Annotated in this window: 11 protein-coding genes and 1 tRNA gene; 4 read left to right on the plus strand and 8 right to left on the minus strand. The window is 51.2% G+C overall.

Annotated features, from left to right (window positions below; translation table 11 throughout):
• The first annotated feature begins 59 nt into the window (after positions 1–59).
• Complete coding sequence (locus BLP55_RS09075) at positions 60–2,735, plus strand: alpha-L-rhamnosidase-related protein (RefSeq protein ID WP_091142377.1); 2,676 nt, start codon at positions 60–62, stop codon at positions 2,733–2,735.
• Positions 2,736–2,833: 98 nt separating this feature from the next.
• Positions 2,834–4,204, plus strand: coding sequence for a histidine--tRNA ligase (gene hisS / locus BLP55_RS09080; RefSeq protein WP_091142380.1), 1,371 nt, complete (start codon positions 2,834–2,836; stop codon positions 4,202–4,204).
• 74 nt (positions 4,205–4,278) lie between these two features.
• On the opposite strand, the gene BLP55_RS09085 is transcribed toward hisS, so the two are convergent.
• The 3 genes from BLP55_RS09085 to BLP55_RS09105 all read right to left on the minus strand — a co-directional run bounded on the left by BLP55_RS09085 (position 4,279) and on the right by BLP55_RS09105 (position 15,796).
• Positions 4,279–6,855, minus strand: a complete 2,577-nt coding sequence (locus tag BLP55_RS09085) for a LamG-like jellyroll fold domain-containing protein (protein WP_170826832.1) — start codon at positions 6,853–6,855, stop codon at positions 4,279–4,281.
• 208 nt (positions 6,856–7,063) lie between these two features.
• Positions 7,064–15,388, minus strand: coding sequence for a choice-of-anchor D domain-containing protein (locus BLP55_RS09090; RefSeq protein WP_139149638.1), 8,325 nt, complete (start codon positions 15,386–15,388; stop codon positions 7,064–7,066).
• 334 nt (positions 15,389–15,722) lie between these two features.
• Positions 15,723–15,796: transfer RNA gene (locus BLP55_RS09105), tRNA-Met, on the minus strand.
• Between the two features lie 136 nt (positions 15,797–15,932).
• Here BLP55_RS09105 and BLP55_RS09110 point away from each other — a divergent pair.
• Positions 15,933–16,325 carry an START-like domain-containing protein gene (locus BLP55_RS09110; RefSeq protein WP_091142399.1) on the plus strand — a complete coding sequence of 131 codons (393 nt, stop codon included), beginning with the start codon at positions 15,933–15,935 and terminating at the stop codon, positions 16,323–16,325.
• A 50-nt stretch (positions 16,326–16,375) separates the two neighbouring features.
• Positions 16,376–17,212 (plus strand): aminotransferase class IV, encoded by an 837-nt coding sequence (locus BLP55_RS09115; protein ID WP_091142404.1) that lies wholly within the window; start codon positions 16,376–16,378, stop codon positions 17,210–17,212.
• Here the strand turns inward: BLP55_RS09115 and BLP55_RS09120 are convergent.
• The 5 genes from BLP55_RS09120 to BLP55_RS09140 all read right to left on the minus strand — a co-directional run bounded on the left by BLP55_RS09120 (position 17,209) and on the right by BLP55_RS09140 (position 21,826).
• Positions 17,209–17,769 (minus strand): YqgE/AlgH family protein, encoded by a 561-nt coding sequence (locus BLP55_RS09120; protein ID WP_091142408.1) that lies wholly within the window; start codon positions 17,767–17,769, stop codon positions 17,209–17,211. The two genes, BLP55_RS09115 and BLP55_RS09120, sit on opposite strands and share 4 nt — an antisense overlap.
• Positions 17,770–17,890: 121 nt before the next feature.
• Positions 17,891–18,163, minus strand: coding sequence for an HU family DNA-binding protein (locus BLP55_RS09125; RefSeq protein WP_091142897.1), 273 nt, complete (start codon positions 18,161–18,163; stop codon positions 17,891–17,893).
• A gap of 176 nt (positions 18,164–18,339) precedes the next feature.
• Positions 18,340–19,290: a methionyl-tRNA formyltransferase gene (fmt, locus tag BLP55_RS09130; protein WP_244503446.1), complete on the minus strand. Its 951-nt coding sequence runs from the start codon at positions 19,288–19,290 to the stop codon at positions 18,340–18,342.
• Positions 19,287–21,188: a RecQ family ATP-dependent DNA helicase gene (locus BLP55_RS09135; RefSeq protein WP_091142415.1), complete on the minus strand. Its 1,902-nt coding sequence runs from the start codon at positions 21,186–21,188 to the stop codon at positions 19,287–19,289. Before BLP55_RS09135 ends, fmt begins: the two co-directional genes overlap by 4 nt.
• Before the next feature lie 101 nt (positions 21,189–21,289).
• Positions 21,290–21,826, minus strand: coding sequence for an AAA family ATPase (locus BLP55_RS09140; RefSeq protein ID WP_091142418.1), 537 nt, complete (start codon positions 21,824–21,826; stop codon positions 21,290–21,292).
• Positions 21,827–22,145: the final 319 nt, after the last annotated feature.

A 22,145-nucleotide genomic window follows, 5' to 3' on the forward strand; every position in this document is an offset into this window, starting at 1 on the left:
AAAAACCACAGCCCGGCCGCGAAAAAAATGCGTAATATTGTGGTTTTAATCCAAGTTTCATGAAGATTTTTTTGAGTAGGGCAACGGTGCTCGCGGCGTTGTTTTGGGTTGCGGGGTCGGTTGCGCAATCGGGAAAGGTATTGCACCAAACCCACGAATACACTATTTTTTCGGACGGTGTCAAACAAGGGAAATTCACGGCCAAGGCTTTGTCGCCTAGCGAACTGGTTTCGGATTACCAAAGCCCCAAGAACGAATCGGTATCGTCCAGGATCGATTTCAAATTCAGCATCAACGGCAAGGACAACGAAATGAAGCCCGGCGTGAACCACCTGTATCAATTTTCGGGTGCGCGCGAAACACCCGTGATCAAATTTGGCGCGGCCTTGCCATTGGGCGATGCGCCCGAAACCACCATAGCGCCCGACAGCCCGCTCAAAATCAGGCTCGATATGCGCGCGGTGCTGGCCGAGATCAAATCCAAAGGCTATTACACGACATTCAATGGCGATAAAATCTTCAAAGCCGATTTCAAACACGTCTATGTAGCGGGCGCCACGGCACCGCTCACCTGGGATTTCGACAACCTGCACCAACGCCCCGAGCTCGAAATGAAAGACACCGACGGCGACGGCATTTACGAAACCACGGTGGTGTTCAACGCCAAAAAAGACCAAAAGCAAACCGATGGAAGTTGGAAGCTAACCAAAAATATTACAGCCTTCCCGCAGTACCAGTCCGAACAGGTATTGGCCGACGCCATTTACAACCTGTCGATAGAGGAAATGGTCAATGCCGTCGAACCCGACCGCACCTTCAGGACCGGAAAGGAATGGGCAGGCGTATGGACGCGCGACATCAGCTACAGCATTATTTTGTCGATGGCCTACCTGCAACCCGAAATCGCGATGAACAGCCTGATGAAAAAAGTGAGTCCCACCCAACGCATCATCCAGGACACGGGAACGGGCGGTGCCTATCCGGCATCGACCGACCGCATCATTTGGGCCACCGCGGCCTGGGAAGTGTACAAGGCTACGGGCGACAGGAAATGGCTCGAATCGGTTTATGAAATCATCAAGAATTCGATAGAAGACGATTATTTTGTCGCGTACGATCATAACACGGGATTGGTTCGCGGCGAGTCGTCGTTCCTCGATTGGCGCGAGCAAACCCATCCGAAGTGGATGCAACCGGCCGATATTTACGCGTCGCAAACGCTCGGGACGAACGCCGCGCATTACCAGGGCAACATCGTCTTGGCCGAAATGGCGAAAATCCTTGGGAAATCCGAAGTCGCGCAAAAACACCTGGCGCTCGCCCAGCAAATCAAAAAAGGCATCAACACCTATTTGTGGCAACCCGACAAAGGCTACTACGCACAATACCTGTACGGCCGCAATTACCCCATGGTTTCGCCGCGCGCCGAGGCATTGGGCGAGGCATTGTGCATTTGGTTGGGCATAGCCGATGCCGACAAAGCGCGATCCATTGTTTCGAAAACCCCGCAAACCGCCTACGGCATTTCGTGCATTTATCCGCAAATCCCGGGGCTGCCGCCGTACCACAACGATGCGGTGTGGCCGTTCGTACAATCCTACTGGGCGCTGGCTTCGGCCAAGGCGTCGAACGAGGCATCGGTGATGGAATCGATTGCGGCCATCTACCGACCGGCGGCGTTGTTTTTGACCAACAAGGAAAATTTTGTCGCGGGCAATGGCGATTTTGCGGGCACGGTGATCAATTCGAGCAACATGTTGTGGAGTTTGTCGGGCAACATTGCGCTCGTGCACAAGATTTTGTTCGGGATTGGGTTCGAGTCCGACCGGCTGGTGTTTCGTCCGTTTGTGCCGTCGGCGTTGGCGGGCAAGCGCAGCCTGACGAATTTTAAATACCGCGACGCGATCCTCGATATTGAAGTCGAAGGGTCGGGCGACCGCATCGCATCGTTTACACTCGACGGGAAAAAGACAACCCCTGAAATCCTCGCTTCGGTCAAAGGAAAACATACGATCAAGATGGTGCTGTCTACATCAAGCCAAGTGACAACGCAAATCAACAAACGCGCGAATGTGTTTTCGCCGGCGACACCTTTGCCGACGTTAAGCGACAGGCAACTTACATGGGCGCCCGTACCCGAGGCCGTCGTGTACCAGATTGTCAAGAACGGCAAAGTGGCCGACCAGACCACGTCGACGCATTATCAAATCAATCCGGGGCCCTACGCCGAATACCAGGTGGTTGCCGTAGATGCAAACGGTACGGGCTCTTTTGCGAGCGAACCGATGGTGGTGGTCGAGTCTGCGTCTGTCCAAATTCAAGAAATCGAACAATTTGTTGGCAAGGCCAACCATCCGTACCAAGGATTTAATGGGGATGGATTTGTCGAAACGTCAAAAACCGTCAACGCATCGATTGATTTTTCGATAACGATAGCCGATGCGGGAACGTACGCCATCGACTTTCGCTACGCCAACGGCAACGGCCCGACCAACACCGAAAACAAGTGCGCGATACGAAGCCTCAAAGCAAACGGAAAGTTTGTCGCCACCTACGTTTTTCCGCAACGCGGCGTACAGGAGTGGAGCAACTGGGGGTATTCGAACAGCGCAAAAATACCGCTCGAAAAAGGCACGCATCGTTTTACCCTGGTGCTCGATACCATGAACGAGAACATGAACGGTGTGGTCAACCAGGCGATGCTCGATCAGGTGCGCGTGATCCGATTGGATTGATTCGCTTTTAACTTCGCACAAAATGTAAGATATTTGCAGACGATGGGCGCACCCTTCATTCAAAATTCAACATTTAAAATTTAAAATTCACCATCACGATGGCCCAAAAACCCAGCATACCCAAAGGAACCAGAGATTTTTCGCCGCAAGAAGTGGCCAAACGCCAGTATTTGATGGGGGTGATGCGTACCAATTTTGAGAAATTCGGATACCAGCCCATCGAAACGCCCACGTTTGAAAATTCAGAAACACTCATGGGCAAGTATGGCGAAGAAGGCGACCGGTTGATTTTCAAGATCCTCAATTCGGGCGATTATTTGTCGAAGGCCAACGAAACGCACCTGGCCAACAAAGACAGTCTGCGGCTCACCGCGTCGATTTCGGAAAAAGCGTTGCGTTACGATTTGACCGTGCCGTTTGCGCGTTACGTCGTGCAACACCAAAACGACATCGAGTTTCCGTTCAAACGTTACCAGATACAGCCGGTTTGGCGTGCCGACCGTCCGCAAAAAGGGCGTTTCCGCGAGTTTTACCAATGCGATGCCGATGTGGTGGGGTCGACGAGTTTATGGCAGGAGGTCGAATTGGTGCAATTGTACGATTCGGTGTTCAGCGAACTCGGTTTGAAAGGCGTGACGATCAAGATCAACAACCGCAAAATACTGTCGGGTATCGCCGAAGTCATCGGGGCCAAAGACAAATTGATCGATTTTACGGTGGCGCTCGACAAGCTCGACAAAATAGGTGAGGACGGCGTCAAGAACGAGATGATCGAGAAAGGCATATCGGCCGAAGCCATCCAAAAAGTCCAGCCGTTGTTTCAATTTACGGGTACCATTTCCGAAAAGATAGAACAGCTCTCGGCGTTGCTTTCATCGTCCGAAGAAGGGCAGAAGGGTATCGAAGAATTGCGCTTCATTTGCGAAAGCATCCAAACGCTCGGGCTCAAAGAATCGTTTTTGGATTTGGATGTGACCCTGGCGCGCGGGCTCAATTACTATACCGGGGCGATTCTCGAAGTGGCACCACCGGCAGGCGTTTCGATGGGCTCGATCGGCGGTGGCGGACGGTACGACGATTTGACCGGAATCTTCGGGCTCAAGAACATGAGCGGCGTCGGAATTTCGTTTGGCCTCGATAGGATTTATCTGGTCATGGAAGAACTCGGTTTGTTCCCAGAGGCGGTCACGTCTACTTCTAAAGCGCTGTTCATCAACTACGGACAGGCCGAGGCGATGTATGCGATGCAGGCCTTGACCGAATTGCGCAACCAAGGCATACGCGCCGAGTTGTATCCGGATGCGGCCAAAATCGGCAAACAATTCACGCATGCCGAACGTAGGGGTATCCGCTACGCCATCATGGCCGGCGAAACCGAAAGGGCAGCGGGACAATTTGGGCTGAAGGACTTGACTTCTGGCGACCAGGTTTCAACAGATTTAAAAGGATTAATAGCGAAATTAAGATAGTAGGGCTGGTTAAGTGCTGGTAGAAAAAGAAGGCTTCCGTTGTGGAAGCCTTCCTTGTTTTGGGGAAAAAGGGGCTAGCGGACGATGATCTTTTTCGAAAGATCGCCGCTCGTGGTGTGTACTTTCACTACATAAGTTCCGGCGTGTGCATGGAGAATGGGTATCTGGAGCTTTGTTTGGTTCAGGTGTGCGATGTCCCAATGCGCGATGTTTTGACCGAGCATGTTGTATAACTCGACGGTTTCGGCCACGGTGTTGGGCTGGTTGTTTTCGAGCACGATGGTGTTGTTGGCGCTCGTAAACGCCAGTGAAATATCGCCCTTAGGGTCAAAATGCGTATTGGCCAAGGTTGGGTTGTGGAAACGCAGCGTAAACCGCGTGGTGTCGGTGCCTGCCGACACTATGACTTCGAGGGCTCCGGCGCGCAAATCGTGGTAGTTGCCGGTCAAGGCATCGTAGATGTAGATCGGTTGGTTGTCGTCGAAATGCTCGGTGTCGTCCAGCATCAATCGGATGGTGCTTTCCACCGCGGCTTTGATCCCGATGGGGTAAATCGCCGATTCGTCGAAATAACCTTCGCCCGAGATCACCAGTTGGTGCGTACCGTTCATCAAATACAGGTCATAGGGCTGTGTGTCAATGTTGACCGCATCATAACCGATGTTGATTCCACTGGTTGCAAATTCATCCATAAAGCCCAGCAATACCTGGCGGTGAAAGTCGTTGGGTGCATCAAAACCAAGACGGATTCGTGCAAAGCTGTCGTTTTCTACCGTATCGTTGGCGTTGTTGTGTATTTCTGACGGTTTTGGGCCCACGCTTTGTTTGAACAATGGATTCGAACCTACCGCATTCTCTTTCATGAAGGCACGTTGGCTGTTCGAAAATTCGATTGTGCCGCCTGTGGTCGCCCTGACAAAAAATCCTTGACCAACCGGTACAAACCTACCTGGTGTTTTATGGTTGTTGTTTTGATTTTGCCCGTTGCGTAGGGCAAACGTAGGCGTGCCACCCACCAGATTTCGCGTGGCATAGCCTCCTTGGTAATCCACCAGGATATGGGTGTTGTTGGCTTCGTCGTGTTCCCAAAAGTAGAGCGTGCCATTGATTTTGCCGATGTTGTCTTTGATGAACTGATCGGCATCGATGGCCGACGGATAAGGATTGCCCGTCAAGTTCAAGTTGCCGGGTGCAATCGTAGTTGTGATCGTACCGTTGTAGGGTTTGCCGATAAAGGCCATGTGCTGCACACCAGATTCGGCGCTGTTGCCTTTGAGTGTAAAACCCTGTGCAGGGAGCAAATTGCCATAGGCGCCCACCGCCGACCAATTGGCGTAGTTGGGGGCCATGTTTTGGAATTTAAAAATCCAAAAGCTGCTCAGGGTGATGGGCGCGGTAGGCTGCCCGTCGAGTGATGTTGTCCAGGTGATGGGCTGTAGATTTTGAAAATCGGTGGCGTCACGCAACACACCGTCTACCGAGTAGGCATTGTTGTTGGTCATAGTGTTGACGGGGCCTACCGGCGACGACCAGTAATTGTAGTTGTACCGGTTGGCTTGCCCCTTTTGTCCTTTTTGGAGGTAGCCGGCGCTCGAAGGATCGAGTTCGCTGTCTTGGGTTTGTACCAGTTGCGATTTGCCTTGCAGGTCTATTTTTCCGTCCAATTTCAAGTACCAGGTATTTTCGAGCTTGTTGTCGTTGGTAAGCGCTACCGAGGCGTTGGCGTCGATGATCATCCCTAGAACCGTCAGGTTGGCCGCCAACTGGAGGTCTTGCGTGACATGCCATATGGCCCAAGGATAACTGGTTTGTGTGTCAAGCAGTGGCGATAGTAAAGAGTCGGATGTGGTGGTCAATGGCATCGGCGCTTCCTGCGTTACAAATGAACCATTGTATACCCTTGCCGGAATGTTGCTGTCGGCCAATGGGGCGCGGTCGAGCAGGATGCTGTCGGTAGGATCCATTCTGAAATACGCGAGCAGCATGTTCGAATCTACCGATGCGATAGCGCGCGGCACCGTAGCCCCGCGAATGCCAAGGTCGGTCACTTCTACTTCCTGGAACACCATTTTCTGGATGGCATCTGCAGACAAGGCGGTCGAAAAGACACGTATCTCGTCGACACCACCTTTAAAGAACTCCGTATTTGCGGTTGGGTTTTTACCTATCGTAAAAGGGGTTGCACTTGCAGGCAATGGGTCGGCGAGGGAAGGGGCATCAGAAAAAGCCTCTTTTTTTCCGTTGACATAGAGCGTAAGTTTTTCATCGGCCTGCGCATCAAAGACAACCGCGATGTGGTACCATTTGCCGGGCACTACAAGGCGGGCCATCGCGATGCTTTGGTTTTTTGCCGTAGCGACAAAGGTTTTGTTCGCGCCACTCACTGCCAGCTTCAAATGAAAATGGTCTTGTCCCATCAGAAAGGCGGTCGTGGTGAGTGCGCCATCGGTTTTGAACCAGCCCATCATGGTGACCTGATTTCTTTGGCCGAGCATGGGTGCGGCATCGGCATATCCGGTTCCGTCCAGCCAAAGTCCGTACTTTGGTTCGCTGGTGGGTTGTGTTTGTAGGACTCCGCTTTTGGCGAAACCTTGAACTGTAACCAGCGCAACAACAAAAGCCAAAAACAGATTTAGGTTACTTGTTTTCATAACTGATTCATATTCTGCTGAATGAGTTTGCTCAATCGTTTTGTTTGACAATCCAAAAGTAGGATATCGTATCTGAACGACAAAATTTTTTATCGATAAAATACATAAATCATCGACAAAATACATTTTTTTGTAAAAAATATAAGTTTTTTAATACAAAAAAACCTCTGAATTGCTCAGAGGTTTTTCAAGATTTGGGGAAAAGGGGTTATTTGATCAAAACTTTCTTCGAAAGATTGCCTTTGTCGGTGAATACCTTCACGATATAGGTTCCCGTACTGAGCGATTTAACCGGCAACTGGATGTTCTTCTGGTCTTCGTTTTCGGTGTCCCATTGCGCGACCGGCTGGCCGAGCATGTTGAACAACACCACTGTTTCGACCGTGGCCTGCAACGAACCGTTTTTGATCGTGATCATGCGGTCTTCGCTTGTATACATGGTTGTGATCGCAGCCGTGGCGCTGAAATTGTCGGTGGCGAGCGCCTCGTCTGTCTTAAAGCGAACCGAGAAACGATCGTTGGTTATACCTGCCGGGGCATCGACGCTGAATACCTGTTCGTTTCTAATCGAGTGGTAGGTATCAGTACTGTTGTCGTAGATGTAGATTTCCTGCGCTTCGTCGAACGCTTCGGTGCCATCGAGCGTAAATTTGATGGTTCCCGCCGCGGCCAGTTTCACACCTACCGGGTATACGCTGTTTTCGTCGAAATAGCCTTCACCTTGGATGTTCAACGGGGTTGTGCCGTTCAGGAAGTACATGTCGCTCGGTTGGTTGTCGATGTGTGGGGCATCGTAGCCCGGCTCGATGGCACTGGTGGCCAAGTCATCCATAAAACCAAGCAATACCTGTCTGTGGAATTGCTCCGGCGAAGTAAATCCGATGCGGATCTTTCCGTGCTCCGATTCGGTGTAAGCATCTTCGCTGTTGTCGAACGCTTCGTCGGTACTGCGTGCGATTGGCCCAGCTTGGTTGTCCTGACGGAACATAAAATTCGAGTTGGCGTTGTCTTCCTTGACGAATGCACGTTGTGCGTTGCTCAGCGTGACGTTGCCGCCTGTCGCGCTACCGGTGACAAAGAACCCTTGTCCTACCGGAACGAACCTGCCCGGAATACGGGTACTTGAACCCAATCCGCTGACTTCTGCCGGCGATACCGGCGGTGTTCCGCCCACCAGGTTGCGCGTTGCGTAACCGCCTTGGTAATCTGCTAAAACGTGCGAACTGTTGGTACTGTAGTGTTCCCAGAAATACAAGGTACCCGTGGTCGAAGTCGTGTTGGCCATGATAAATGCATTGGCGTCGAGCGCCGAAGCATACGGGTTTCCGCTAAGGTTCAGGTTGTTCGCCGCGATAGGGCTTGTGATCGTTCCGTTGTTCGGTTTGCCCGTGAACGCGAAGTTTTGGGATGCCGTAGCGGCGCCGCTGCCCTTCATCGTATAGCCTTGTCCTGCAAGCAATGTACCGTTCGGTCCAACCGATGACCAGTTGGCGTAAACCGGTGACGTATTCTGGAACTTGAAGATCCAGTAGCTTGCGATTGAGATTGGCGACGTAGGCGCGCCGTTGTGTCCTGTCACAAAGTTGATGTTCTGGAGCGCGTTCGGGTTGGTTCCGTCACGCATCACGCCGTTTACGGTGTAGTTTGTGTTGTTTTGCGTTGTGCTCAAACTTCCCACAGGCGAACACCAATAGTTGTAATTGAACCTACTTGATTGTCCTTGTTGGTCACGTTCCACCGAACCCGCACTGGTCACGTCAAGGTCGCTGTCGGTGGTTTGCACCAATTGCGATTTGCCTTGAAGGTCGATCTTGCCGTCGAGTTTCAAATACCAGTCGTTCTGGATCTTGATGTCGTTGTCGGCCACGATCGACACGCCTGGATCTACGAACATACCCAAGTCGACGTTGTTGGCCGTTTCGGTGATGTCGTGGTGTACTTGTACGATCGACCAGTCCTGGTCCATGATGTCCATACCGCGTACCTCGTTGGTAGGGCTGTCGACGGCCGTCGCAAAGTTACCCGTTCTTTCGGTGACGAAAGGCATCGGGGCCTGCTGCACCTGGATCACTTTGTGGTTGTAAATGCGCATACCGGTGGCTACGTCGATAGAAGCCGTGGTCAAATCGTCTATGATGTCGTCTTTGTACGCATCCATCCTGTAGTAGCGCAACACGTTGCCCCATGGCAGCGATCCTACGTTTCTCGGAACGATCGCACCGCGTACTTGCGAGGCGTTGTTCTGCATTTCCTGGTACACGATGCGCTGGAATTGCTGATCGGTCAGGTTGACATTAAAGATACGTACCTCGTCGATTTTTCCTTTGAAATACTGTGTGTTGCTGGTCGGGTTTTTACCCAAAGTCAGCATCGAAGCATCGGCATTGACTGCACCCGAAGCGGCATTGGTCAATACGTTTACGCCGTTGACATACAATTTAAGTTGCCCGCCGCCCAAAGTGGCGCCCACATGGTACCACTGTGATTGGTTCAAAGTGACCGCTCCGTAAGTCGTGGTTGCACCGTTGCGCACCACTTGCAGGTTTCTGGCTGCGTTGATCTTGAGTTGGAAATTGTTCTGTCCTACGATCACGCCGTCTGTATTGAACGTGCCGTTGAGGTTGATCCAACCCATCATGGTCACGGTAGACAAACCGCCCAAGACGCCGGTTCCTTGTCCGTAGTCGTTACGTCCGTCAAAGTCCAGGAAGAGTTTTCTGTCCAGGTCTCTTGGCGATCCGATTACCGTAGTGTTGGTGTCGAACGTATCGATGATGCCATCGCGGTCTACGTCGTCCCAGCCATCAATCATACCGTCCCAGTCTGTATCGAGCGCGCCGTACAATCCGGTTTGGATATCGGGTACGCCGTCCCAATCCGAGTCGAGTTGCAAATAATCAGGGATCGTATCAAAGTCGATGTCCTGTGCATACGGACGCACATTGGTGCCGAATCCGACATTGTTGTCGTACAAATCGAGGATACCATCGCGGTCGGTATCGGCCAAATCGCCGCGTCCGTCGCCGTTGATGTCGCCGTCGCCGTTGAACAAGCCGGCTTCGTCCACGTCAAACAAAGAGTCGTTGTCCGAGTCGAGGTCAAGGTAATCCGGCACGCCGTCGTAGTCGCTGTCGGGGATGTAATAACCAAAACCGTCGATCAAGCTGTCGATATAATCGTGCAAGCCATTGGCGTTGGCATCAGACCATGTGATCGGGCTGCTCAAGTCCATCGTAGACAAGCCGCTGCTGAAATCTTTGTAACCTGCTTCTTCGATGTCCGGGATGCCGTCGTTTTCGTCGTCGAGGTCAAAAATGTTGGCCACGCCGTCGCCGTCGGTGTCGATGTAGTTTTGTTGGATCACGATGTCGTCAAGCGCCAAATCGTTACCACCACCACCGGTAGAGTTGTTTTTGAATCGGATGATGAACGACGTTACGTTGCCCAAATTCACCGAAGTCGAGAACTGCAACCAGTTGGTGTTAAAGCAACTGTTGTCGTTAGGGTCGGTCGTACACCTGCCGATGAAACCGGTGTTGAAAGACGAGATGAGGTTGTTGGCCAAATCGACGAATTCTACCGTAATGTTCGGACGGATACTGCCCGGATAGTTGCTCTGTCTCATGATGTTGAGCACCCAGAAACTGTACGAAATGGGTACGTTCGGGATCACACCGTCTACGCGGGTCTCGTAAAAAGTACCTGCGGCAAAACTCGCGTTGAACACCGCCATACGGCCATTGGTGTCGCCCGGGGTATGGTCAAGGCCATCGTACCAAGCCAAGTCGCCGTGGATGTTTTCAGGATCAGATGCTACCGACCCCGTGATTTTATAGTTGACGCAATACTCGCCGTCTTCGAGCGTCACCGACGCGTCGCATGGGCTTCCGTAGCCGTCTTCGTAACAATACGTACAGCTCGCGCCTGGCGTATTGATGTTGATTTGTCCTTTTGTAGTTCCCGCGCCAAACGTTTCGTTCAAGAACACATACGGCACCAACGAAGTAAGCGGATAGGCCAAACCGTCGGTTTGTTCCTGGATGTCGACGATACCATCGTTGTCGTCGTCGATGTCTTTGTTGTCGGTCACGCCGTCGCCATCGGTATCTTTATAGGTTTGCACACCTGTTCCGGCCAACGCAAAGTTGTAAGGGTTTTCGTTTGAATCATTGTTTACGATCGAGAACATGGCCGATTTGGCGCCCACGCTGGTCGGGGTAAAACTGATCTTGAAACGCGACGATCCGCCTGCCGCAATGGTAGCATCTGGCGCCGATACGATCGCGAAATCGGCAGCATTGGTGCCCGAGAACGAGGCTGCGCCCACAGACATCGCACCCGTGCCCGTGTTTTGGATCACGAGGTTTACGACAACCGAACCGCCGTCTTTCGATACTTCGCCAAAGTCGGTTTGGTCGTTGGTGTTGGGCGTCATATCGCCATCGGCAATATCAACTTGGTATTGGCTTCTGATGTTGATCTCTGGTGTACCGCCCGTTCCTTGGATGTTAAAGTTGTACGGGTTTTCGTTGGCGTCGTTGTTGACGATGTTGAACATGGCCGAACGCGTGCCCAAGCCGCTTGGGTTGAACGCGATGGTAACCGTGGTCGAACCAAATGCCGGTACCGTAGCCGATGGGGCCGAAGTAACCGCAAAGTCGCCCGGGTTGGTTCCGGTAAACGAAATAGTGCCCAGCGTCAACACAAGGTTGCCAGTGTTGCGGATCGTGAAAGTTCGTGACAATGCCGAAGTTCCGTAATCGGTCCAATCGGTAGCCGATGGTGTCGTATCGTTGTCGCTGATCGTATTGCCGTTGCCTTGGATCTGGATTTCTTGCGCGACACCAGTTCCGCGTATGGCAAATACGTAAGGGTTTTCGTTGTTGTCGTTGTTGACAATACTGATGGTTGCGTTTCTGGTTCCCGTAGCCGTAGGCGCAAATGTCACCACAAAGGTTGTCGAGCTGAAAGCGCCCACAGGGCTTGCCGGCGGTACCGATACCGAAAATTCTCCAGCATTGGCGCCCGAAAAGGTGATCGCGCCCAAGTTGAGCAGGGTATTTCCTTGGTTGTAAATCGTAAATGTGCGGGTGACGGTGGTGTTGCCAAAGTCGGTCCAATCGGTACCTGAAGGCGTCGCGTCGTTGTTGGCGATCGAGTTGCCGTTACCACGGATGTCGATTTCAGGAATGATGCCGTAGCCATGCAAAGCATAGTCGTAGATAGCTTCGTTGGCGTCGTCGTTGTTGATCGAAATCGTCGCGTAACGGTCGTTGATCGCACCTGGTGTAAACGTCACGACAAAAGTAGTCGTACCATAAGGGCCTACCGTGGCGCTTGGTGGTGTAGTGATGCTAAAATCAGCGGCGTTGACACCGGTAAAATTGATCGCGCCAATGTTGAGTACAATATTACCCAAGTTACGGATGGTAAAAGTCCTGGTGGCTACCGTCGATCCAAAGTCGGTCCAGTCGGCGGTAGTCCATGTTGTGTCGCCGTCTGCAATCGAGGTGCCGTTTCCTTGGATGTCGATTTCTTTGTTCACGCCTGTTCCTTGGATCGCGAAGTCGTAAGTTGGTTCGTCAATGTCGTTCGTAGGAAGCTTGATCCCCGCCAAACGCAGGCCTGCCACGGTTGGGTTGAACCCAATCGTGAACGAAGTGGTTTGGCCGGCCGCCACGGTTGGGTTCGGCATCGAAATAATGCTGAACTCAGACGCATCGGCACCCGTCAAAACCAAGGTACCCAAGCTGAGTACACCGGCGCCGGTATTGTGGATTACAAAAGTACGCGTCATGTTGGTCGTACCAAAGTCGGTGAAATCGGTCGCCGATGGGGTCACGTCGCCGTCTGCAATCGAGTTGCCGTTGCCGCGGATGTCAACTTCCGAGAACAATACGGTGGCAATCACGGCCGTTCTAGGCGTCGAAGAACACGTTCCGTTGACGGCTTCTACATAAAAAGTCGTAGTGTTCGAAATCACCGGTGTGGTAAAGCTGGTTCCAAAACCAAGCGATGTTCCGCCGGTTGGTGTTGCATACCAATACAAGGTACCCACCGAAGCAGTAGCACCCAAAATTACCGTACCAGGTCCCGTTCTTGTGGCTGGTGTTGTTCCGGTAACAGTGGGCGTGGTGTAAATGGTAAGCGTCTTGCTCGACGAGTCACTGCCGCAACCTGCGTTGCTTGCGGTAAGGGTCAGCGTGACGGCACCGGCCGAAATGTCGGCCGCACTCGGTGTATAGGTCGCATTGGTCAACGAGTTGGCATTGGCAAAAGTTCCCGTGCCGCTTGTGGTCCACAAGACAGATGTGTAGTTTGTAGCCGTAGCACCCGCAGTGATGTTTACCGCGCCCGCAGTCGAACAAGTAGTTACCGCCGTGCCGGCATTGGCAATCACCACATCATTGATGGTGAAGGTCTTGTTTGAGGTTGCTACTGTACAAGGAGCGTTACCGGTAACGGTGAGTGTCAAGGTAATCGTTCCTGCCGTGATGTCGGCTGCGCTAGGGGTGTACTGGGCCGTAGTCAAAGAGTTGGCATCGGTAAAAGTACCTGTGCCGCTCGATGTCCACAATACAGAAGTGTAATTGGTAGCCGATGCACCAGCGGTGATGCTGGTCGCGCTTCCGCCACATATATTGATAGGTGTTCCTGCGTTGGCTGTAGGCGCAGGGATGATGGTCAGGATTTTGTTTGCCGTACCGTTTGTACATCCTGGGCTAAGCGCCGTTAACGTCAAGGTGACGCTGCCTGCGCTACGGTCGGCTGCACTAGGGCTATAAGTGGCCAAGGTAATCGAGTTGGCATTGGCAAATGTACCCGTACCGCTTGAAGTCCACAAAACCGAAGTGTAGTGCGATGCCGATGCGCCTGTGGTTACATTGATGCTGGCGCTGCTGCTGCACATGCTTAATGCCGCGCCCGCATTGGCACTTGGATTGGCCGCAAAAGTCAACGTTTTTGTCGACGTCACGCTACCGGTACAAGGTGCCGTGGCATTGGCGGTCAAAGTCAGCGTGACACTGCCGTTGGTTTTATCCAGCGCACTCGGGGTGTAAGTGGCTGTAGTCAATGATGTTGCGTTGGTGAAAGTTCCAGTTCCGCTTGAGGTCCAGGCAACCGAACTTTGGTTGGTTGCGCTCGATCCCGCTGTGATATTCAGTGAAGTGATCGATGAACAGATCGACATATTACCACCTGCAATGGCCGTCGGCAAAGCACGGATGGTTAACGTTTTGTTTGAGACCACATTCGCGCAAGGCGTATTTCCGGTTGCGGTAAGCGTGAGTGTAACGCTGCCCGCTGCAATATCGGCTGCGCTTGGGGTATAGGTTGCCGTAGTAAGTGAAGTGGCCGCTGTAAAAATCCCCGATCCGCTGGATGTCCATTGTACGCCGGCGTGGTTGCTTGCGCTCGAACCGGCAGTGATGTTTACAGCGCCCGATGTTGCACAAGTAGCAACCGAAGTTCCTGCATTGGCCGTTGGATTGGCTACCATGGTAACCGATACCGAATTGGTGATCGGCAGTTGGTTGGTGTTACAATAAGAAGATGCAATATTGGTAATGGTGACCAAAGTGATTCCTGCATTTAAGGTCGATGTGACAAAGGTCCCCGTTCCGGGAGTCCCTGCCACAAAGTTTACTGTCGCGGTATTGCCTGTTGCTACAGTGGTTCCCGTCAAGTTGTAGGTTACGGTATAGGTGCCTGTCGGCATACTCGTTGAAAGGATGGTTATCGTAGCTCCGGCGCCTACACAAGCAGGTGTTGCCGTTGGTGACGAAGTCATCAAATAAGAGGGGCACGTATAAGATACTTGAACCTGGCCCGCATACCCGTCGCCGCCAGAGCGGTCTGTGCTGTTGTTGCTTCGGCCGCCGCCGCCGCCGCCGGCCAATCCTGTTGCGTCATATCCGTTACCCGAACTGCCTCTACCCGCGCCGCCGTTTCCGCCGCCGCCCGCACCACCAGTACCGGCTGTTGCGCCAGAGGCGTTGCCTCCGTCGGCACTGCTGCCAGCGCCGCCTCCACCACCTCCACTGGTTCCAGAAGCTGCGTTGGCACCTCTACCACCATCGTAAGTCGTTCCGGTAGCATTTCCGCCGCCGGCGCTGTTGTTGGTTCCGTTTGTGGCCAATGCACCGCCATTTCCGCCTGCTGCTGTTACAGGCGTTACCGACGCAAAGGTCGAAGTGCCACCTGCTGTTCCTGCCGACGCATTGGTACCGACGCCACCTTGGCCAACGGTTACCCCTACGTTCGTGCCTGGCGAAACAACGACACCTGTTGCGCGCGTAAAGGTTCCGCCCGATCCGCCGCCGGCAGCCCTGTTCGTAGAGCTTTGTCCGTTGACACCGCCGCCCGCGCCGCCGCCGCCCCAGGCCTCAACCGTTACGGTTGTAACGCCCGCAGGGACCGTGAACGTACCGTTTGCGTTGTACGTTTGCGTTTGTGCGTTAGACAAGAACGATACAAATAGCAGACAAAGTGTCGCCAATAGTTTGGTTCTGGTTTGGGTAATTGTTTTCATAATCAATCGGGTTAATTAATGAAATCGTAATTGGTTAATTCTGTTTTGTTTTGTTTCGAAGGGTAAAACTAGAATCTTTTTTTGAATTAATCGACAAAACGTACAAAAAAATCGATGAAATGCACTTTTTGACTTAATTTATACGTAAATGATTACAAAAAATATTTAAAAGTGGATGTTTTGCGAATATTAATGAGTAACCGATTGTAAATTAAGCCTTAGGGGAGGTTACAGTTTAGTGGAGTTGTAGGTTTTTGTCCTTCAATATGAAGGGATTGGACTGCTTGTGTTGGCGGAAACAAAAAAACCCAAGAACAAAATGTCTTGGGTTTTGTAGCGAGGACGGGAGTTGAACCCGTGACCTCAGGGTTATGAATCCTGCGCTCTAACCGACTGAGCTACCTCGCCGGGGTTGCGGTTATGCGGGTGCAAATATAGTACTAAAATCAAAGGTTGCAAACATAAACGGGTAAAAAAAATTATTTTTATAAAGATGCCTTTTTTGATTTTAATTTATATATTTCGCCAAAATAATCTGCCTTACATGGAACCTAAATCACGCTACGAACTCGAATTTCCAATCAATTCCTCGCCGCAATTGCTATACCAGTATATTTCAACGCCTTCGGGTTTGCAAGAGTGGTTTGCCGACAACGTAAATTCGCGTGGCGAGTTTTTTACGTTTATTTGGGATGATGTCGAGGAAAACGCGAGACTCACCTCTAAAAAGACCGGCGAGAAGGTAAAGTTCCGTTGGATCGACCAAGACAAAAAGGACACCGATTATTTTTTTGAATTGCGCATCCTCGAAGACGAAATCACCAAAGATGTCTCGCTGATGGTCATCGATTTTGCCGAAGCCAACGAAATAGACGAGGCGACTTTGCTTTGGGAAAACCAAATCTCCGACCTCAAACATGTGATCGGTTCGGTATAAGAATCATTTATTCGACTTATATTTGCCTTGAATTATTCAGGGCTTTTTTTATGGTCAATTACAACGGTGCGCTCGCGACCGATGCGGCGCTTGCAACCAACAACCGCGCGTTTCTTTATGGCGACGGTATTTTCGAAACGGTCAAAATACTCGATGGCAAGGTCTTGTTTCTCGAAGACCACTATTTCAGGCTGATGTCGGGCATGCGCATCATCCGGATGGAAATTCCAATGCATTTCACGATGGAGTATTTCGAGAATCAATTGCTCGCAACCGCCGAAGCCAACGGGGCGTTGTTGTCGGGACGCGCGCGCATGACGGTGTTCCGCAATCCGGGTGGGTTGTATTTACCGACCGATCAAAACGTGGAGTTTATTATACAGGCGCAACCGCTCGAAGCACCCATGTATGCCTTTTCAAGCGAAGCGTACGAAGTTGATCTGTTCAAGGATTTTTATGTCACGGCGCAGTTGTTGTCGACCATCAAATCGACCAACCGGCTGGTCAATATCACCGGGAGTATTTTTGCAAACGAAAATGGATTGGCCAACTGCTTGTTGCTCAACGATGCCAAGAACGTAATTGAGGCGTTGAATGGCAACCTGTTCATGCTTATGGGAAATAGATTGGTTACGCCGCCCATTTCAGAAGGATGTCTCCAGGGCGTGATGCGCAAACAGATTTTGGCTTTGGCCAGAAAGATTGAAGGTTTGACGGTCGAGGAAGCGCCAGTGTCGCCCTTCGATTTGCAAAAGGCCGACGAATTGTTCCTGACCAACGTGATCGTAGGCATCCAGCCCATCACCAAATACCGTAAAAAGGAGTTCGCGACAGATTTTGCCAAAGAAATGCTCGTCAAGCTCAACGCGCAGTTGCGGTTGGGTTAATTGAGCATCGGGTTTTCGGGTGCATTCGACCAGATGAGGTAGTCGCCGCCGAGTTCGATGATTTTTTCTTTCCAAAAATCGTTGGTCGCCTTACCGATGATTTTGTTTTGGTATAGGTTTTCGGCCACGATCCAAGAGTTCGATTGCATCTCGCTTTCGAGCTGACCCGCTGCCCAACCTGTATAGCCCAAGAAAAACCTGATGTTGTCTTTTTTGATCTTGCCTTCGTTGATGAGCGTCTTGGTGCGTTCGAAATCACCACCCCAATAGATGCCGTTCGAAATCTCGACACTGTTGGTGATCAATTCCGGCACGTTGTGGATGAAATACAAATTGTCTTGTTCTACGGGGCCTCCGTTGTAGATCTTGAAGTTCGCCTCTACATCGGGAACCAGGTCGTTGATCGTGTAGCGCAACGGTTTGTTGATGATGAATCCCACCGAACCTTCATCGTTGTGGTCTGCCAACAAAATGACCGAACGGTTGAACGATAAATCTCCGATTATCGAGGGTTCGGCTATAAGTAAATGTCCTTTTTGAAGTTTTTCTGAGATCATCTTGCCGCAATTTTAAAATAAATTTAACAAAAAAAATCTAAAAACCAAATAAAACAAGGGATTTGCGCAAAAAAAAGCCTCCCGATGGGAGGCCTTGTGTTCTATTATAAAGAGTCTCAGACTAGTTAACGTTTCCTTCCAACTCAGCACCAGCCTTGAACTTCACTACATTCTTAGCAGCAATCTTGATTGTTTTTCCAGTTTGTGGGTTTCTGCCTTCTCTTGCCGCTCTTTTAGATACCGACCAAGATCCGAAACCTACCAAAGACACACGTCCGCCTTTTTTCAAAGTACCACCTACATTGTTCAAAAACGACTCCAAAGCCGATTTCGCAGCAGCTTTTGTAATTCCTGCGTCAGCAGCGATAGCATCGATTAATTCTGATTTGTTCATAATAATAGTTATTAATTGTTGGTTAAACATTTAGTTAATGAAACAAATTTAGCAGGAATTCCTTACTGGACAAGACCTGCGGCGTGTTTTTGGTCGATTTGTTGATAAATCGAATCTTTTGTTGATAAAGTAACTTGTTTTTGTCGGAATTAGGCTCATGCCAGTGTTGGCGCGTACTAACAAGCGATGGCCTCGTCAGAAAAACCCATTCCGTTTAACAATTGCGAAGCCTCCATTTTGGCCTTCCCCGGAAACTGTAAAACCAACAGTTTGAGATAGCCTCCTGCAACGGCCACGCGTATTTCTTTTTTGCCCGCGAAAATCTTCCCGATAGGGTCGGTATGGCGTTCCATAATTTGTTCGGCCGAATACACCTTGACATTCCATTCCTGCCCGCGGTCCTTGATATAACACCAGGCTGCAGGGTAAGGCGAAAGGCCGCGGATTAGATTGAAAATGTCATCCATCGGGCGTGTCCAATCGATTTTGCAATTGTCTTTGTTGAGTTTGTAGGCCGTTTTGATGTCGGGGTTTTCGGATTGGATGGTCGTGTGGACAGGGCCTTTTTGAATCATCTCCAGCGTATCGACCACCGTTTGGCTCCCAATGTGCATCAGACGATCGTGCAATTCACCTGCCGTTTCCGTTGCGCCGATCGCGGTTTCCGAAGACAATATCATCGCACCCGTGTCGATTTTGTCATCGATAAAAAACGTGGTGACACCCGTTCTGGTCTCGCCATTGATGATGGCCCAATTGATCGGCGCCGCGCCGCGGTATTGCGGCAACAACGACGCGTGCAGGTTGAACGTGCCGTATTCGGGCATGCGCCAAACCACCTCGGGCAGCATCCTAAAGGCAACCACTACTTGCAAATTGGCGTTCAGCGCCCTGAGTTCGGCCAAGAACGTTTCGTCTTTCAAATTGGTCGGCTGCAGCAACGGCAAGTCCTGTGCAAGCGCATACTCCTTGACGGCCGAGTACTTGATTTTTTGTCCACGGCCGGCGGGTTTGTCGGCGGCGGTAATGACGCCCACCACCTTATAGTTGTTGCGGCAAATGGCGTCGAGTATGCCGACGGCGAATTCGGGCGTACCCATAAAAACAATGCGCAAGGGTTCTCTCATTTGATCAGGGTGTATTTGTTGTTGTCCAGCAGCGCGACGACTTCGTTCTCGAGCAGCATTTGCAGCGCAAAGATAACATCCGAGGCGTCAACGGTAAAATCATCGGCCATCATTTTGTGGATTTCACGCGAATCGAGGTCGGCGGTTTTGAGCAGTTGGAGTATCGGCTGGGTCAGCGCGAGCGGATTCGGCTTTTTTTGCTTGCCGATGCAGTACGAACAAATGCCGCAGTCACGCGTCTGTATTTCGCCAAAATAATCGAGCAACAGCTGCTGCTTGCAACGGTTGTTGTTAGAAACATAGCGTACGACCGATTCGAGTTGCGCCTTTTTGAGCGCGTTTTGGTTTTCGAGGTATTTGGCCACGCGGTTGATTGTTTTTTCGTCTTCGCGGATTTCATTGAACGTGACGGCGGCGTCGTTGTTGCGCGCGTGGTAATCGATGATGCTTTTTTCGGCCAATTTGTCGAGCAACCGATAGACCTCGGCCTCGGTGCGTCCCGATTTTTTGGCGATCAGCGGCGCGTTGAACGCCGTTTGCAGTTCATAAATGCCAGGATAGGTGCGCAGGATCGTGAGCAAGATGTCTTCGTCGCTTGGGTTCAGGCTGATGTAACGCATAACTTCGCGCGATTCGATCAAAAACTGCAGCGCAATCTTTTGCGAAAACTCCTGCGACAGCGCAATCACGCCTTGCCGATCAAGGAACTGCAACGCATTGTAGGTCTTGGCCGGGGCAAAATCGTACCGCAGGCAAAACTGGTTCAGGTTGAACGAAAAATGCTCGTCGATGCCTTCGCCATACGCGATTTGGAAATAGTTACACAATTTGACGTACACTTCGAGCAGGAATTTTCGGTCGGGCAACACGGCCAGGAACTGGTTTTCGGCCTGGATCAAATCGGACGGGGCGGTCAGCAAAACCGCAAAAGCCTTTTGGCCGTTACGCCCGGCGCGCCCGGCTTCCTGGTAATAATTTTCGAGGTTGTCGGGCAGTTGGCTGTGGATGACCGTCTTGACATTGGCCTTGTCGATGCCCATCCCGAACGCGTTGGTGGCCACAATCACTTGCACGGTTTCGTCCATCCACAACTGCATGTGCTCGTTCTTTTCCTTTTGGGTCAGGCCGCCGTGGTAGAAGGTTGCCGTGAATCCGAGCGCGCGCAATTGCGCCGACACATCAATACAGGATTTTCTGTTGCGCACATAAATGATCGCGGGTTCTGGGTTTTTGCGCAGGATTTGCTCAATACGCAGTAGTTTGTCTTCGGTTTCAAAAACCATATACGCCAGGTTGTCGCGTGCAAACGATATTTGAAAAACGGCAGGCGCTTCGAGTTGTAATTGTTCGGCGATGTCTTGGCGCACGCGGTCGGTGGCCGATGCGGTCAAAGCCAAAAAAGGAATTTTCGGAAAGTGCGTCTTGAGCATCGCGATCTTGAGGTATGCGGGCCTGAAGTCGTGTCCCCATTGCGATACGCAGTGCGCTTCGTCTATTGCAATAAGGTTGATCGGCAAATTTTTGATGCGTTCGACAATCCATTCCGATTGCAGCCTTTCGGGCGACAGGTACAAAAACTTGTAATTGCCGAATTGCGCATTGTCGAGCAGTTCGATGGTTTCGTTTTGCGTGATGCCGCCCGTGAGTGACAGCGCCTTGAGGTCGCGTTTTTGGAGGTTTGCCACCTGGTCTTTCATGAGCGCAATAAGCGGCGAAACGACCAAGCAGATGCCGGGTTTCATGAGTGCGGGAATCTGAAAGCAAATCGATTTGCCGCCACCCGTGGGCAACAGCGCAAAAGTATCGTGCCCGTCGAGCACCGATGTAATGATTTGCAGTTGCGGGTCGCGAAACTGGTCGTGGTTCCAGTGTTTTTTGAGGAGTTCGTGGGGTGTCATGGCGTATATGGGTTCGGGATTCGTTAATCGACGTTCTTTATTCGAAATTTAGCATAAAAATAGGCAAAAAATGTCGAATGTCGAAAACGAAAAGCGTTCGGCTAAGCCAAGCGTTCGAGAATAAAACCGACGCGTTTTTCCACGCTGCCTTTGGGCACCTCGATCAAATCGTATCCATACTTTTGATAGGTCTCGGTCAAATGGCCGTAAATGAGTTTGGCCTGGTCGTAGTTTTCGTAGCGTTCGTCGTCGCTGACGTAGATTTCCTCCCAAGGCGGAAGCACGAAAATCTTCGAATAGGTATGTTCGCGGCAAGCGGCGTCAAAAAAGGCAGGGTAGCTGTCGCCAATGTAGTGCATGTAGGCCAGCACGTCTGGGATGCCGCGGTCGAGGAACACCCAATCATGGGGCTCGGTTTGCGCGCTCAGGAATTGTTTCTTTCGGCCTTCGAGCAGCAACTCACTAAACAATAAGGGTTTTTCGAGAAACAATTGTTCGATGCCTTGTTTTTTGGCTTCGGCGGTGACTTCGCGCGAAATCTCTGGGTAGCAGCAGTAGCCGCGCGCGATGAGCGCATCAATCAGGGTTGTTTTGCCGGTTCCAGGGCCGCCAATGATGACGATGATTTCTTTAGCCACTTTTTAAAAGTAAGCCGCAAACTTAGTGAAAAATCTTGAACAGGAAAAGTGAGAAAAACAAAGGCAAATAGCACCGCCGACGTCATTTTGTGTTTTGCGATCAAGAGCTGTTTTTTTGGAAAAAAAGAGGTTGGTTGTTGGGGCCCCAAATCCCCGCCCTGATTCGAAGTTACGAAATTCGCTTTTGTCTTCGGTGCAGAAAATCTGTAAAAATCCGAGCCAATTGCGGCCACTAACGTTAATATGGATCTCGAAGTGTCCACCTTTACGCCATTCATCGGTTGCGTAAACAAAGCTGTTCATAACCCGCTGAAATCTT

Source organism: Flavobacterium caeni, from assembly GCF_900101895.1.
GTDB lineage: Bacteria > Bacteroidota > Bacteroidia > Flavobacteriales > Flavobacteriaceae > Flavobacterium > Flavobacterium caeni.

Bases quoted from the DNA above. Each gene is read 5' to 3' on its own strand.
- BLP55_RS09075 (WP_091142377.1), top strand. From the start codon at position 60: ATGAAGATTTTTTTGAGTAGGGCAACGGTGCTCGCGGCGTTGTTTTGG.
- hisS (WP_091142380.1), top strand. From the start codon at position 2,834: ATGGCCCAAAAACCCAGCATACCCAAAGGAACCAGAGATTTTTCGCCG.
- BLP55_RS09085 (WP_170826832.1), bottom strand. From the start codon at position 6,855: ATGAAAACAAGTAACCTAAATCTGTTTTTGGCTTTTGTTGTTGCGCTG.
- BLP55_RS09090 (WP_139149638.1), bottom strand. From the start codon at position 15,388: ATGAAAACAATTACCCAAACCAGAACCAAACTATTGGCGACACTTTGT.
- BLP55_RS09110 (WP_091142399.1), top strand. From the start codon at position 15,933: ATGGAACCTAAATCACGCTACGAACTCGAATTTCCAATCAATTCCTCG.
- BLP55_RS09115 (WP_091142404.1), top strand. From the start codon at position 16,376: ATGGTCAATTACAACGGTGCGCTCGCGACCGATGCGGCGCTTGCAACC.
- BLP55_RS09120 (WP_091142408.1), bottom strand. From the start codon at position 17,769: ATGATCTCAGAAAAACTTCAAAAAGGACATTTACTTATAGCCGAACCC.
- BLP55_RS09125 (WP_091142897.1), bottom strand. From the start codon at position 18,163: ATGAACAAATCAGAATTAATCGATGCTATCGCTGCTGACGCAGGAATT.
- fmt (WP_244503446.1), bottom strand. From the start codon at position 19,290: ATGAGAGAACCCTTGCGCATTGTTTTTATGGGTACGCCCGAATTCGCC.
- BLP55_RS09135 (WP_091142415.1), bottom strand. From the start codon at position 21,188: ATGACACCCCACGAACTCCTCAAAAAACACTGGAACCACGACCAGTTT.